Origin of the sequence: Pedobacter sp. BAL39, assembly GCF_000170795.1 — a bacterium.
Taxonomy (GTDB): Bacteria; Bacteroidota; Bacteroidia; order Sphingobacteriales; family Sphingobacteriaceae; genus Pedobacter.
The window spans coordinates 123,530-137,884 of record NZ_ABCM01000003.1; the positions used below are offsets into that span (position 1 = coordinate 123,530).

Sequence of the window (14,355 nt, forward strand, 5' to 3'; positions counted from 1 at the left end):
GGGCTGTTGCGTTTCCCTAAGTTACCTTTTTATTTGTTGATCTGTTGATAAGGATTACCCTAAGATCTGCGTTCTGATTTCTTTTCTGAAATCCTCGTTCCCTATTTCCAGGCGTCGCGCATACATGGCATTGGCATCTGCACCTGCGACATAACGAATCTGGTCTTTTCCATCTGTTGCAGCTTCATAAACGATCTCTGCAATTTGTTCGGCGCTCGCTGCTGCTGCCATCATCCCGTCTATGGCGGAGAACAACCTGGTCTCTATATCCAGATAATCGGAATGCGAGCTCCGGTCGAGCGACCGCCCGATAAAATCGGTCGCAATGCCTCCTGGAGCAATTGTTTTGATGCCGATGTCATGCAAACCAAGTTCAAAAGACATGCCTTCCGACCAGCCCTCGATGGCAAACTTAGTGGCGTGATAAATGGAATGTAGCGGAAATCCAAAAAGCCCTCCTATGGAAGTAGTACTGATAAATAAACCGTTTTTCTTTGCCCTGAAATGAGGAATGAAGGCTTGCGTAACCCGTATTACGCCAAGCAAGTTTGTGTTGATCTGCTTTGAGATCTGCTCATCGCTAAGCGCCTCAAGCGCGCCCATGAGGCCATATCCGGCATTGTTGAAAACAACATCCACGGATTGTAAATCACTTGCCTTCGCGACAATAGATTTAATCTGTTCCGAGTCGGTCACATCAAGGGGCAGGAGGGTCACATTTTCGAGTAGGTTGAGTGCTGTCTCTTTTTCCGGATTTCGCATTGTGGCGATCACATTCCAGCCTTTGGACTGAAATAATCTGGCGGTTGCCTTTCCTAAACCTGCTGATGCTCCGGTAATGAAAATTGTCTTTTGCATAGGATACTGTTGTTTAAATTGTACCCTACAAAGATCTGGTCTGCGCGCGAGTGGTATGTTTCCAGATCGGACTTTGTTGTATCCATACTGCCGATCACCAGCGCAATTGATTCTGGTTGTGAAATTAGGCTGCCATCAAAGCTGAATTTTCTAGGGATGCCCTTAAAATTATGGGCAATTGGATCAATAAACGGTAAAGCCTGTCAGGCTCATACCTGGGATAAGGGCAGACTAAAGCTGAACGTTGATCCTTTGTCGACCTCGCTCTCTGCCCATATCTTTCCATGATGCCGGTCAATGATTTCCGAACACAGGTATAGTCCGATCCCAAACCCGGAAACGGATGATGTCTGATTGCCCTCCACACGATAATAACGGTCAAAAATCTTCGACAGGTCATCCGGCTTGATGCCCATACCCTGATCTTTTACATGGACATTTGCCTTATTCAGGTCCGAAATACATGCCACGTTGATGGTGCTGCCTGGAGGAGAGTATTTAACGGCATTGCTGATCAGATTATGAATTACCTGGCCAATCTTATCGCGATCGGCGTTGACTAACGTTGTTTCTACCGGTTCGAATACAACGGTATGGCTTGTTATGGTGGCCAGCGACTCTTCCTCAGCCTCCTTAATGAGCAGGGCAAGGTCAAATTCTTTCAAGTCGATGTGGATCTTACCAGACTCCAGCCTGGAGACATTCAAAAAGCCATTGATCATATTCGTCATCTTCGCAACCTGCGCATTTGCTTTCTCCAATGCACCAATCACAAAACCATCATCCTGCTGTCTAAGTTTCATCAATAATACCTGAATATAACCTTTCATGGAAGTCAGAGGCGTTTTCAACTCGTGGCTTACCATCCCTATGAAGTCGTTTTTACGGATCTCATCCTGTTTCTTTTCCGTGATCTCGTGAAGTACACCCGTAAAGTAGTCGTTACCGTCTCTATGCTGCATCTCCCCAATAGCACGCACCCAGCGGGTTTTGCCGTCATGATGACCAATGATGGGACATTCAATATCTAACCGGCTTCTTCTGGCAAAGGCAGATTTCACCATATCGAATACTTCCTGCCGGTAATCCGGGTGAATCTGGTTGAGGGCAGCCTCAGATGAAACTTCTTCCTTAGGTAGAAAACCAAAAAATTCTTTCAGTCTGGCTGAGGTAACAAACAGCTGGTCTGACGAGCCGATATAAAAAGTACCCAATCTGCCGGCATCAATGGCCATGCGGAGGCTTTCTTCTGCCCCTTCAATTTTGTGATGTGCGGTTTGTAGTTGCTGATTTACCATAGCCAGTTCTTCAATGGTCGCTGCCAGCTCTTCATTCGATGCAGCCTGTTCTTCATTCGTGGCAGCCAACTCCTCATTCATCGCCTGTAGTTGTTCTGAACTTTGCGCCAATGATTCTTCCCACTGTTTTCGCTCAGTCACATCACGGGTGGTCCCGGCAACAGCTTCTACCTGACCATATTCATCCAATACTGGTATGAGGATATAGTCATAGACACGTTTCCCCAGAATGGCGTGGGGAAATGAAACCTCCCCGCGGATGGGTTGTTTGGTGAGCTTAATCTCGTCAATCTCCCGTTCATGCATCTCCGCATGCCAGGGCTCATACCCGTTTTCCAGAAGGTTCCTGCCTATAGCAGTCTCCCATGTTTTGCCCCACATGGTGAGCAGCGCACTGTTGGCATACGTAAAGCGATAGTCAAGGTCAAATACGTAGATCAGATCGGGCGTGCTGCCTGTGATCGTTTCATATACTCTTTTTTGGTGTTCTGATTGTTCCTTAGCATCTCTCAGTTCCTGTTCTGCCCGCTTACGCTCCGTTATGTCGGCAGCAGTACCAAACCATTCTGTGATAGCTCCATGCTCATTAAAGATGGGAATGGCACGCGACAAGGTCCATCCCCAGCTTGCATCGGCGCGAAAGACTCTATGCTCCACCTGAAAGACCTTCTTCAAGGAAATGGCTTCATCAATCGCTGCCTGTACGCGTCCACGTTCCTGTTCGGGAATATATTTGGACATCCAGTCCGTTATTGGCTTGTCAGTGTCCGATAAAATTCCACGGCCATCCAGCTCCCGCATCTCGCTCCAGTCGGCACTCATGCTGTAAATTACATCAGAAGACGCCGCGACCAAAGCCCTTAAACGGGCTTCACTGGAAGTGATTGCATTTTCATCTATTTTGGCATTATCGGACGGTCGGATCATAAATTTCAGCTGCTGGGTTCTTCGAAAAAACGGGAAAAGATACTCAATTGTTTTTAGGCGGAATAATGTTTTTTAACGAATTGTATGTCAATCTAAACTACTCCTACGTCATTATTATTATCCTTCTTTCGTTTAAATGATTGAAGCACTTATGAGTTGAAACATTCATGATGATAACAATCTGTAGGTTAAGTTTATCCGTATATTGATCCGGGGCTTCATTGATGTAGATGGGTGATGAGAAGATGTTATATACTTTAAGTGAGCAGGAGCAAAATCAGTTCCTGGATGAATTTCTTAACACGGAATTTAATCTTGAAAAAGAACTGAGTGAGATGGTAGAGCTGACGGCCAGAATGTGCGGTGCCTCGGCAGCAATTATGAGGGTAATCCGCCCAGGTACAGGAACGGTCTTATTTCAGTATGCGTTCAATCTCACAGGGGAGGTTCCGAGATACCCTTTCTGTGACCATGTGATCAATCAGCGAGATACCATCATCATTACTGATGCCCAGTCAGACCTCAGGTACAAGGATTTCCCTTTTGTTGCAGCTGATCCGAACCATAGTTTTTATGCTGGAGTGCCCCTGATGAGCGCGAATGATGTTGTTTCAGGTAGCCTTTGTGTAATGCATTATAATCCCCTTACGGTGGTGGCTGATCAGGAATTCATGTTGAAGGCTTTAGCCAGACAAATTATCCAATTGCTCGCCTTTGATGACGCATTGAAAATAATGAAAAATCTGGATAGAGATAACAAAGAGCTGGAGATAGAGCGCCGTTCTTTCTTCGAAAGCTCCATTGATCAGCACCTGCTACTGGGAAGAAATTTCGAGATACTCTCTTTCAACAGGACCTGGGATAACCACGTGAGGCGTACTTATGGCTTAGAAATGGAGAAAGGCAGGTCAATGATAGATTACATCAAGGCTGAGCACCTACACGATTTTTACAGAGACTATGCCAAGGCCTTGAAAGGCACAGCGGTATATGATGAAAGAAACCTGAGACAGGGTGGTAAGGATTATTGGCGACTGGTTAAGTTTGAGCCTGCATTACACACGGATGGCACCATCATCGGGGTGTCCATAAATGTTGCTGATATAAATTCGAAGGTCAAGCATGCGGAGACAGTCAGGTTACAGGACGAAAAGCTGAAAGAAATTGCCTTTATTCAGTCCCATGAATTTCGCAAGCCTGTAGCCTCTATTATGGCGTTGATGCAGCTCATTGAACTGGACGGAAGGAATGATGATCTTGAAGAGTGGTCTATGTTGAGAAGGGCGGTGCGTGAGTTAGAAGATAAAATACAACATATCGTAGGCAGTATTAATGACAAATAGCCTTGTAGACATTTAATCTAAAGGCTATTTGTCACATAATCTTAATTTAAAACGATAACAAGATGCTTAAATAATCAGGAGAGTAAAACCTTGTCCGGTGTAATCGGCAGATCCCGCAACCGTTTTCCTGTGGCATTGTAAATGGCGTTTGCTATGGCTGCAGCGGTACCAATGATCCCTACCTCTCCAACACCTTTGGATCCTGTGGGATTAATGTTCACATCAGTTTTATGGATGAAGTCCACATCAATTATTGGTGCATCCGCATTGACCGCAAAATGATATCCCGCAAGGTCGTTCCCAACCAGACATCCATACCGGTTGTCGGTTAGCTGTTCTTCACTCAAAGCCATCCCGATACCTCCAACTGCAGCACCCGACACCTGGTTTGCTGCGGCCTGCTGGTTCACAATGTGGCCCGCATCAACTACGCTGGCCATTTTTTCTACTTTTACCTTACCGGTTTTACTATGGACCTTCACTTTGCAGAAGTGTGCGGCACCGGAGCAGAACGCATATTTCTTTTGTTCCTCGCCCGGTCCGGATGAAGCTTCAGCCAACACCTCCGTCAGTTTATTTTTCTGCATGATCAGGGAATAGTTGGCGGGGCTTGATTGTTCTCCGGCGGTGCTGGCATAGGCGTCCATCTTGGACTTGAACGCTTCGCATGCAGCGGTTACTGCTCCACTTAATGAAGAGAGTCCTGTACTGCCCCCCTGACTAGGTGCGGGAGGTAGGGTAGACTGGCCCAGTTTAACTTTGATCTTTTCTTTGGGGATACCCAGGTATTCATGAGCAATGTTCTGCATGGCCGTTCCTGTACCTGTTCCAATGTCGGTCATGGCGGTTTCTACGGTGATCACTCCATCTTTGTCCAGGCGGATTGCCGCACTCGCTTTTTGCCGTCCTGCAAACCACATACCCACAGCCATTCCATAGCCAATCTGCCAGTCACCGTCTTTTACCGTGCCAGGTAAGGCTTTGCGATCACCCCATCCAATCATTTCCGCACCTTTGGTCACACATTCGCCCATGTAGTTTGTCGACCAGGGTTTTCCGGTATCCGGATCGATGCGGAGCGCAAGGTTCTGCAGCCTCAGTTGAACGGGATCCATCTTCAATACGTAACTCAATTCGTCCACCGCGCTCTCCAGGGCGAAAGCGCCGGTACAATCTCCGGGCCCTCTCATCCAGGTAGGGGCACTCAGGTTTAGCGGTACGGTAGCGAACTCTGTTTTTATATTTTTTACATCATACAACATCCTGGAGATGCGCACAATGCCCTCATTAAAATTGTCATAAATCGCTGTTGCATGTTTGGCCTGGTGCCATATGCCTGTAAACTTGCCTGACTTGTCGGCACCAATCCGAACTTTCTGCCATGATTGTGGCCTGTAACCCACAAGCGTAAACATCTGTGGCCTGGTCAGCACCAGCTTAACCGGCCGTTTCAGCTGACTGGAAGCCATAATGGCCAGGGGCACATTCGGCCAGACTTTTAATCCCGATCCGAAGCCTCCACCCATAAATTCGGAGATCACCTCCACATTTTCTTTGGGCATTTCCCATAGCCGTGATACAGTCTGCTGGACGCTATTTACCCCCTGTGTTTTATCGTACAGTTTAAGCTTTCCCGGCGCATGCCAGGTGGCGATCGTGGCATGCATTTCCATAGGGTTATGTACTTCATGCCTGATCGTGTATTCTGCCTCCGCAACATGGGGAGCGCTGGCCCAGGCGGCCATGGTGCCTCTTTCCTTGCCGAAAGGTTCCGCATCAACACCTTTATGACTGCCATCAAAATCCACATTTGCCGTCGTTTTTCGATAAGTGGCCGTTACAAGTGACGCTGCATACATGGCGTCTTCTAATGTGGTAGCCACTACCAATGCGATGGGCTGACCTTTAAAATAAATCTGATCTGTATGTAGCACCGGTAAACTGTATCCGGATTTATCTAGTTTTTCCTTTGTAGCAAAAGCTGGTATCTGTGGCCTGTTTTGATGGGTAAGAATATCCAGGACACCCTCCACTTGTTTCGCCTGATCAAGCTGAATGCTCTCGATTCGGCCTGCCGGAACAGTACTGCCCACAATCACAGCGTAAGTCATACCGTCGAGGTGATATTCTGCGGAATATTTACCCGTGCCGGTTACTTTGAAAACACCCTCCACACGGCCTTCTACTTTTGGGGAACTGGTTTTGGTTTTAAAAAAATTCATCAGTTCAGATTAAGCGGTTAAACAATTTTGCAGGGCAACTTCTATCGCCCCTTTCAACATCAGTTTCTTAAAAGCATTGCCCACCAGTGGGTTCGTTTCATCGGCCGCGAGTGCTGCAGCTTCGGCAAACACTTCGGCAGAAGGAATTTTCCCTTTCAGGAAGTTTTCCGCCTGATACCATCGCCATGGTTTATGTGCCACACCACCAGATGCAAGCCTGGCTTCCACAATCCTGTCGCCCTGCAGGTGCAGTGCTGCGGCTACCGATACCAGTGCAAAAGCATAAGAATCACGGTCGCGAAGTTTAACATACGCGTAGTTTTTTGAGAATGGATTTTTGGGGATGCGGACACCTGTGATCAGTGCATTTTGAGGCAGGTTGTTGTCTTTTTCGGGGGCATCGCCCGGCAACCGGTGGAAGTCTTTAAATGGGATCACCATTGGTTTCTTTTCTCCGGCAATCGTATAAAGCACTTCGGCATCCAGGGCCGCTAATGCAATACAAAGATCTGAGGGATGTACAGCTACACAGTGTTCGCTATGGCCAATAATGGCGCCCATTCTGCTTTCTCCTTCACGCATGCCACAGCCTTCGCCAGGATTGCGTTTGTTACAAGGCAAGGTCGTATCATAAAAATAGGGGCATCGGGTGCGTTGCAATAAGTTTCCCGCTGTGGATGCCATATTCCTGATTTGCGGGGAAGCACCCGCAAGTATTGCTTTAGCAATCAAAGGATAGGAGGACAGCACCAGTTTGTCCATTGCAGCACTGCTGTTTTTAACTGCTGCACCAATCAGGAGGGTTTCAGTGCTGCCCGTGATCTGGCTGGATAAAATGGGAGTTACATCCAATAATGCATCAGGTGTAGCGATGTGCTTTTTCATCAGGTCGACTAAATTCGTTCCTCCTGCTAAAAATTGGACTTGCGATTGTTTCGCAGAGATCGCTTTTGCGATAGACGATGGTCTTAAAAGGTCGAATGGTTTCATTGCGCAACTTGTTGAATAGATTTAACAATTCCGTTATAAGCCCCGCAACGACATAAGTTGCCGCTCATGAACTCTTTAATTTCTTCTACCGAGCCGGTGTGACCTTCTTTTACACACGCAACAGCAGACATGATCTGGCCTGGTGTACAGTAGCCGCACTGAAAACCATCGCACTCCACAAAGGCTTTTTGCATGGGATGCAGCTCGTCCCCATTTGCCAGACCTTCAATTGTGGTGACTTCCTTGCCTTGCACCATTGCGGCCAGTGTCAGACAGCTCAGCACCCGTTCGCCGTCCACGTGAACCGTACAGGCGCCGCACTGACCGTGGTCGCAGCCCTTCTTACTTCCGGTCAGCTGAAGTTCCTCCCTCAGCAGGTCCAGCAAGGTCGTTCGTGTATCTTGTTGTAATTTGTAAAGCTTCTTATTGATGCTTACTGACAATGGAAGTGCCCTCTTCTGCGGAATAAACAGATTTTTGGCACTGATGTAGGCTGATTTAACGCTGGCAGGAATGAACGCGAATGCCCCGGCCATCGCAGAGATGGACACGAAGAAACGCCTGCTGATCTTTGGTTGTTCCATAGAATCAATGGTCGTTATAAGGTGGTTAGTGTAGGCTGTTATTGGTATGTATTCAACAAACAAAGTTAAAAGTTGTTTGTCATATAAAGCTTATGCAAATCAAACCGAATATTAAGAATATCAATGCAGGATACGATACAAGATAAAAAAGAAGCTACCGCAACAAACCTTTTACCATGGGTCACAGCAATTGCCATGTTCATACAATCTTTGGATGGTACCATCTTAAATACCTCACTTCCTTCCATCGCACGGGATATGGAAATTTCAGCAACAGAAATGCACTCCGTTATTGTTACATACGCACTCACGCTGGCCTTATTCATTCCGCTTTCAGGATGGCTTTCAGATAAGTTCGGCACCAGGACCATGTTTATGATAGCGGTTGGACTATTTGTAACAGGCTCTTTGTTATGTGCCCTCTCCGGAAGTCTGATGACCTTCAACCTGTCGCGCGTAGTTCAGGCAATTGGGGCCTCGATGATGGTGCCCATTGCGAGACTGGCCATTTTATACCAGTACCCCCGGAGTGAGCTTCTCAAAACAATGAACTTCATTACCATATTTGGCTTGTTGGGGATGGTGGTTGGCCCCAGCCTTGGTGGCTTTCTTTCCGAATATTTCTCCTGGCACTGGATCTTTTTAGTAAACGTGCCCATCGGTTTCATCGGCATCTCCCTGGCTTATCGCGTGATGCCGAATTTCAAACATGCTGTGGGCCGCTTTGATTTCCGGGGCCTGGCTTACTTCAGTCTTGCGCTCATTGTGATCACCATGGTACTGGAGATGGTCAGTGCTGGTTTAAGCCACTGGGTCATGATACTGGGCTTGCTGCTACTGGCAGGAATACTGTCTGTGGCTTATTACATCCATTATAAGAGGACAGAAAAGCCGATCATCGACCTCCGTTTGCTAAATATTGATACCTTAAAGATAGGCCTGTCCGGAAGCCTGATTACAAGGCTGGGTATTGGTGGCCTTCCTTTACTGTTACCCCTCATGTTACAAACGGGCTTTGGCTACTCGGCATCAGTCGCTGGTCTGCTTTTGCTGCCATCGGCACTGGCGAATGTGGCCATCAAGCCTTTTGTGGTGCGGATTATCAAGGCGTTGGGGTACAGGAATGTATTAATTAGTAATACCATCTTGTTGGGTGTGGTACTGATTATCTTAGGCTTCGTTGATAAGGATACTCCGATTGGGTATTATATTCTGCTGATGGTGTTTTACGGATTTTTTACCTCCATTCAGATGTCCGCCATGAATACGGTCACTTTGTCCGACCTGGATGAAAATTCCGCCAGCGGGGGCAATACCATGCTGGTCATCATGCAGCAGTTGTCGGTAAGCTTTGGTGTCTCCGTGTCCAGCCTTGTGCTTTCATTTTATGGGTCGGATGCAGTCGGAATGGGCGTGTCCCAGTCGTTCCACTATACCTTTATCACCCTTGCAATCTTCACCATATTTTCCAGTCTTACCTTTTCCAGGTTGAGCAAAACGGCGGGTAGCGGATATATTTAAGGGAATACAATAGTCCATGGATTTTGAGGTATAAGCTATTCTTTCAGATCGCTGTTGTATTTAAATTTGACATCTACCTCATCAACCTTTGAGCAGCTGTTGTGTTGGTCAATATTTTGCACTGTCTGATATGAAAAAAATCACATATACTCTATTCCTGGTGGCCCTGGCCATTAATTCCGGTTTTGCACAACTGATTGCACCGGCTACCAAACCAAATCCTGCGCAACGGGAGATGATTAAAAGGGGATATGGCATGTTCATCCATTTTGGGATCAACACGTTTAACAACATAGAATGGTCGGACGGAACCTTACCCTTATCAAGTTATAACCCAACAAACCTGGACCCCGATCAGTGGGTACAAACAGCAAAAGAAGCAGGATTTCGTTACGTACTGTTGGTGACGAAACATCACGATGGATTTTGTTTATGGGACAGTAAGTACACCACCTACGATGTTGCCTCATCTCCGGTGAAAACGGATGTGGTTAAGGCAGTATCCGAGGCTTGTAAGAAATATGGAATTCAGTTTGCAGTTTATTATTCACTGTGGGACAGGTATGAGCCTGCTTATAAAGATAAGGATCCGCAGAAATATATCGATTACATGAAGAATCAGCTGACCGAGTTGTTCACAAATTATGGTAGCATTGCCGAGTTGTGGCTCGATGGCGGCTGGGACCGCGAGCCCTCAGCATGGGGCATCGACCAGATCTATGGTCTGGTGAAAAAGTTCAACCCTGCCTGCGCGGTCAGCGTGAACCATACCATCGTAAACGAGGAAGGAAAGCGCGACTATACGCAGCCGGGAAATATGACCGTGGACAATAAATATTTCTTCCAGTATTTTCCATCTGACTTTCGACTGTGGGATCCCAAGATCATTACCCGATTCGATAAGAAGCAGTACCTGCATGAAGGCAAATCTTACTATCTACCTTTTGAACACACCATCTGCATCAGCAAAAACTGGAACTGGTTTGAGAAAACACAACCCTTGCCTACGAGAGATCTGGATGAGCTGGAAGAATTGTTTTACTGGTCTACGGATAACGGCAACTGCCTGGTAATGAACGTGCCGCCGGATCAGACGGGTAGAATACGGGAATATGTAGCCAATACGGCTATCGCGCTGGGTAAACGGTTGAACTTGTCGTCCAACAGGCCCTTGCCAAAAAATGGACAGTTCATATCTTTGAACAAGCCAGTGACAGCGAGCAGTGTCTGGGAAGATAAAAACGGAAGCTTTGACGGCAAGTCCGTGAACGATGGTAATATGGACAGCAGATGGGCAGCTAAGGATACTATTGCCAGCCTGGAGATCGATCTGAATCCTCAGGAGCCCTTTAATAAAATCAGTATATTTGAATATCAGGATACTAAAAATTTGCCTGATGGATTTTCACAGATTAGAATACCACGCATACAGAAATACAGCATTGATATTCTCCAGCATGGTGAATGGATGACGATCTATCTTGGTGATGATCCCATAGGAGATTGTAAGGTCGTCAGGTTTGCACAGGATTACAAAACAAGTAGGTTAAGATTCAGAGTGCTCAAAGCAACTGCAGCACCTTCCATTTACGAATTGAGCGTGATTCGGATGCCTGAAATCTCTGCTCTGCGTTAATGGCCTGAAGAAATCTTTATCTTTGTCTGACCCATACCGAATATTATGAAAGACACCTCTGTATTTAAGAAATCTCTACAAAATGAAAATCCCGATCAAGGCCTCTCTGTACAGCTAAAGGCGCTTTGGTATGATGGTAAGGGAGATTGGCAGAAGGCTCATGATGAGGTAGACCATCTGGATGACCGATCATCAGCACATGTGCATGCTTACCTGCACCGTAAGGAAGGCGACATCTGGAATGCCGATTACTGGTACAGTAAGGCACAGCAAACACGTCCCCAGATTTCTTTAGAACAGGAGTGGGAGCAATTGGTCCGCGTGTTTCTGTAAAACTTATATCGCAGCATCCTAGGCAAACATCATTTTAACGGACTTGAGTCAAGGCTTACATACTTTGCAGGCATCATATCCATTGGAGATGGCTTCTTTTTTTGTTGTCTGGATTTTACTCTGTCTTAGATAGCGGCAGGACGATTCATGGTATTTTGCTCCTGTTCTTGTGATGTAAACGATTTTATCTTTTTTGTGAACGTTTTGTATTGCATGGTGTTCATGCGAAAAAGAAGGGGTCGAGAGCATCCCGATTGCCAGGATCAATGACAATAATAATTTCTTCATGGTTTTTTTATTGATGTAGATGGTTAATCAGCAATGCGAGAAGGAGCGATTTTTGACAGACAGAATAAGCTGCTTCAATACAAGGAGAATGGGGACGACAATTGATCATGAGTAAAGCGTTGATGAGCATAAAAAGTAATGAGTAACGTAAATATACTTAATGATATTTTAATAAAAAGATAACCAGTAATCTAATTTTGCAATGGCTAATTTCGCAGTGTTATCATACAGCGCAATGGCGAAACAAACGATTGAGTATTACATCCAGTTATGGCTGTCGGGCAATGAAGCTGCCTTTGGCCAGATTCTGGATTTCTACTACCGCAGATTGTTATATGCATGCCGCAAAATGGTGTCTTCCCGAGAGGATGCAGAAGAGTTGGTGATGAATGCCTTATTAAAAATCTGGCAGCACAGGCACCGGCTGTCCGAAGTCCGTCAGTTTGATGGTTATCTTTTCGGGATACTCCGGCAGGAGATCGTCGGTCTGGCACGAAAAAGAGTGGTCAGTTTCGAGGATATTTCAGATGTGCCACTGGCGGAACTTGGCGAAGTCGCTCATCCTGAATTAACGCTCAACGAACTCCAATCCAGATACCAGGTGGCACTGAACAAGCTCAGTCCTAGGCAAAGGGAGGTTTTTCTTGCCCTGCGTGAACAGGATCTGAGCCGCGATGCCATAGCCGAAAAAATGGGCATGTCCGTTCATACTGCCAATAGCCATATAAATACCGCTTTAAAGATACTACGCCAGGAAATGAAAGAGTATCCTGAAGCACTTGTTGGTATACTCGTTAGCAGCACCCTTTTCCTTTAAGCAATTTTATATTGGGATTTACTTGACATGGTCATGCCTGCTGGCTGCTGTGCAACCTTAAGTATGATGCCCGTAATGCGAAATATTTGATGACTGTGTTATCTGTATATTAATGAAATGCCGTCAATGTTAACAAATTGTGAATTTGCATTTTTTACCTCATTATAAAATACGTTTTCCGCATTCTTTATAATAACGGGGTATCATGTTGCCCCTTAATAAATAAAGGAGAATGGAGCGACCATCAGAAAATACCTTGATCCGATACTTCCGCGGAGAATGCCCGCCGCACGAAACCAGTCTGGTAGAACTCTACCTGTCCATGGATCTGGATGCGGAGTATGTTGCAGACTGTATGAAAGCAGCCTGGCTCGTTGATCGGGACGAATCTTTACCAGGAATCAACGATGCCGATGTTGTGGAATTTAAACAGCGCTTTTATAAGCGCCAAAGTCCGCTTGTTCAGCTTCCGCCTTTAGCGAGCCCTGGTTCTTTGGGCCGGCCAGTATTCCACTTTCCAGTATGGATGAAAGTCGCAGCCACCCTGTTGATCATGCTTGGAACTTCGTTATTGCTTTATAAATATACCATCAATACGAGCAATGACCTGGCAAGTCAAGGAGAGGATATTCTTCCCGGTAGAGCGCAGGCGGCATTAACATTGGCCGATGGCTCAGTGGTTTCCCTGTCGGATCAACCCAGGGGCAGGCTTGCACTACAGGATGGAATTCCTGTTAAAAAGACTGATGATGGAGAAATTGTCTATGATACGGATAAAGAAGCATTGGCGACATCTCATGCATTCAATAAAATTGTAACTCCGAAGGGTGGACAATATCGGGTCATTCTCCCGGATGGAACAAAAGCATGGCTGAATGCAGCATCCTCATTGAGTTACCCCTTAAAGTTTAAAAGCGGCGAAAGGAGGGTAAGAATGACAGGAGAGGTTTACTTTGAAGTGGCCAAAGTTATACTACCTGGCAGCGGCATTAGGGTTCCTTTTTACGTAGACACAGAAAAACAACAGGTGCAGGTCCTCGGTACACACTTCAACGTCAGCGCCTACCAGGATGAACCCGTGGTTAAGACCACGCTGCTGGAGGGGAGTGTAAAAGTACTTTCCCGGAATGGCCATTCAGCAATGCTGCGACCTGGACAGCTCGCAGTACTTGCAGGCAAAATTGAGGTTAAAAAGGCCGATATGGAGCAGGAGATGGCCTGGAAGAATGGCGATTTCATCTTCCGTGGTGAAACATTGGAAAGTGCCCTCCGTCGGGTTTCCAGATGGTACGATGTGCAGGTGGATTGCCCTGAGCAACTGGGCAAACTGCGCTTAAATGGTATGATCTCCCGAAATCAGCCACTCTCGACAATTATAGATATGATCCAATTAACAAAACTGGCAAAAATAACGGTAAAGGAAAGGAGGCTCATCGTGACAGATTAATACCCTATCTGAACGGGCCTGAACAAAAGCCAGAGGTGGTGGAACACCCCTGGCCATACTGTTAAAGCTCGTTAAATACCTTGTAACGACA

General features: G+C 46.3%; 12 protein-coding genes. 6 read left to right on the plus strand and 6 right to left on the minus strand.

Annotated elements, in window-relative coordinates:
* Positions 1–54 precede the first annotated feature (54 nt).
* Complete coding sequence (locus PBAL39_RS04905; protein WP_008238933.1) at positions 55–858, minus strand: SDR family oxidoreductase; 804 nt, start codon at positions 856–858, stop codon at positions 55–57.
* A gap of 209 nt (positions 859–1,067) precedes the next feature.
* Positions 1,068–3,083 (minus strand): PAS domain S-box protein, encoded by a 2,016-nt coding sequence (locus PBAL39_RS04910; RefSeq protein WP_008238936.1) that lies wholly within the window; start codon positions 3,081–3,083, stop codon positions 1,068–1,070.
* Positions 3,084–3,313: 230 nt separating this feature from the next.
* Between PBAL39_RS04910 and PBAL39_RS04915 the strand changes: the two genes are divergently transcribed.
* Positions 3,314–4,426 (plus strand): GAF domain-containing protein, encoded by a 1,113-nt coding sequence (locus PBAL39_RS04915; protein WP_008238937.1) that lies wholly within the window; start codon positions 3,314–3,316, stop codon positions 4,424–4,426.
* A gap of 74 nt (positions 4,427–4,500) precedes the next feature.
* Here PBAL39_RS04915 and PBAL39_RS04920 read toward each other — a convergent pair whose 3' ends face one another.
* Genes PBAL39_RS04920 through PBAL39_RS04930 form a run of 3 tightly spaced genes read right to left on the minus strand, consistent with a single transcriptional unit; the run spans position 4,501 to position 8,222 of the window.
* Positions 4,501–6,648 carry a xanthine dehydrogenase family protein molybdopterin-binding subunit gene (locus PBAL39_RS04920; protein ID WP_008238940.1) on the minus strand — a complete coding sequence of 716 codons (2,148 nt, stop codon included), beginning with the start codon at positions 6,646–6,648 and terminating at the stop codon, positions 4,501–4,503.
* Positions 6,649–6,657: 9 nt separating this feature from the next.
* Positions 6,658–7,638, minus strand: coding sequence for a xanthine dehydrogenase family protein subunit M (locus PBAL39_RS04925; protein WP_008238942.1), 981 nt, complete (start codon positions 7,636–7,638; stop codon positions 6,658–6,660).
* Positions 7,635–8,222 (minus strand): (2Fe-2S)-binding protein, encoded by a 588-nt coding sequence (locus tag PBAL39_RS04930; RefSeq protein WP_008238944.1) that lies wholly within the window; start codon positions 8,220–8,222, stop codon positions 7,635–7,637. Before PBAL39_RS04930 ends, PBAL39_RS04925 begins: the two co-directional genes overlap by 4 nt.
* A gap of 123 nt (positions 8,223–8,345) precedes the next feature.
* Between PBAL39_RS04930 and PBAL39_RS04935 the strand changes: the two genes are divergently transcribed.
* From PBAL39_RS04935 to PBAL39_RS04945, 3 genes are all read left to right on the plus strand, one after another.
* Complete coding sequence (locus tag PBAL39_RS04935; protein ID WP_008238946.1) at positions 8,346–9,743, plus strand: MFS transporter; 1,398 nt, start codon at positions 8,346–8,348, stop codon at positions 9,741–9,743.
* A 130-nt stretch (positions 9,744–9,873) separates the two neighbouring features.
* A complete protein-coding gene (locus PBAL39_RS04940; protein ID WP_008238947.1) occupies positions 9,874–11,379 on the plus strand; it encodes a crotonobetainyl-CoA--carnitine CoA-transferase in 1,506 nt (501 codons plus the stop codon).
* Positions 11,380–11,424: 45 nt separating this feature from the next.
* Positions 11,425–11,712 carry a hypothetical protein gene (locus PBAL39_RS04945; protein ID WP_008238950.1) on the plus strand — a complete coding sequence of 96 codons (288 nt, stop codon included), beginning with the start codon at positions 11,425–11,427 and terminating at the stop codon, positions 11,710–11,712.
* A gap of 48 nt (positions 11,713–11,760) precedes the next feature.
* Here PBAL39_RS04945 and PBAL39_RS04950 read toward each other — a convergent pair whose 3' ends face one another.
* Positions 11,761–12,000 carry a hypothetical protein gene (locus PBAL39_RS04950; RefSeq protein ID WP_008238951.1) on the minus strand — a complete coding sequence of 80 codons (240 nt, stop codon included), beginning with the start codon at positions 11,998–12,000 and terminating at the stop codon, positions 11,761–11,763.
* Between the two features lie 202 nt (positions 12,001–12,202).
* Here PBAL39_RS04950 and PBAL39_RS24515 point away from each other — a divergent pair, with 202 nt between their 5' ends.
* Both PBAL39_RS24515 and PBAL39_RS04960 read left to right on the plus strand, forming a co-directional pair.
* Positions 12,203–12,817 carry an RNA polymerase sigma factor gene (locus PBAL39_RS24515; protein WP_083801696.1) on the plus strand — a complete coding sequence of 205 codons (615 nt, stop codon included), beginning with the start codon at positions 12,203–12,205 and terminating at the stop codon, positions 12,815–12,817.
* A 232-nt stretch (positions 12,818–13,049) separates the two neighbouring features.
* Positions 13,050–14,264, plus strand: coding sequence for a FecR family protein (locus PBAL39_RS04960; protein WP_008238955.1), 1,215 nt, complete (start codon positions 13,050–13,052; stop codon positions 14,262–14,264).
* Positions 14,265–14,355 lie beyond the last annotated feature (91 nt).

Bases quoted from the DNA above. Each gene is read 5' to 3' on its own strand.
- PBAL39_RS04905 (WP_008238933.1), bottom strand. From the start codon at position 858: ATGCAAAAGACAATTTTCATTACCGGAGCATCAGCAGGTTTAGGAAAG.
- PBAL39_RS04910 (WP_008238936.1), bottom strand. From the start codon at position 3,083: ATGATCCGACCGTCCGATAATGCCAAAATAGATGAAAATGCAATCACT.
- PBAL39_RS04915 (WP_008238937.1), top strand. From the start codon at position 3,314: ATGGGTGATGAGAAGATGTTATATACTTTAAGTGAGCAGGAGCAAAAT.
- PBAL39_RS04920 (WP_008238940.1), bottom strand. From the start codon at position 6,648: ATGAATTTTTTTAAAACCAAAACCAGTTCCCCAAAAGTAGAAGGCCGT.
- PBAL39_RS04925 (WP_008238942.1), bottom strand. From the start codon at position 7,638: ATGAAACCATTCGACCTTTTAAGACCATCGTCTATCGCAAAAGCGATC.
- PBAL39_RS04930 (WP_008238944.1), bottom strand. From the start codon at position 8,222: ATGGAACAACCAAAGATCAGCAGGCGTTTCTTCGTGTCCATCTCTGCG.
- PBAL39_RS04935 (WP_008238946.1), top strand. From the start codon at position 8,346: ATGCAGGATACGATACAAGATAAAAAAGAAGCTACCGCAACAAACCTT.
- PBAL39_RS04940 (WP_008238947.1), top strand. From the start codon at position 9,874: ATGAAAAAAATCACATATACTCTATTCCTGGTGGCCCTGGCCATTAAT.
- PBAL39_RS04945 (WP_008238950.1), top strand. From the start codon at position 11,425: ATGAAAGACACCTCTGTATTTAAGAAATCTCTACAAAATGAAAATCCC.
- PBAL39_RS04950 (WP_008238951.1), bottom strand. From the start codon at position 12,000: ATGAAGAAATTATTATTGTCATTGATCCTGGCAATCGGGATGCTCTCG.
- PBAL39_RS24515 (WP_083801696.1), top strand. From the start codon at position 12,203: ATGGCTAATTTCGCAGTGTTATCATACAGCGCAATGGCGAAACAAACG.
- PBAL39_RS04960 (WP_008238955.1), top strand. From the start codon at position 13,050: ATGGAGCGACCATCAGAAAATACCTTGATCCGATACTTCCGCGGAGAA.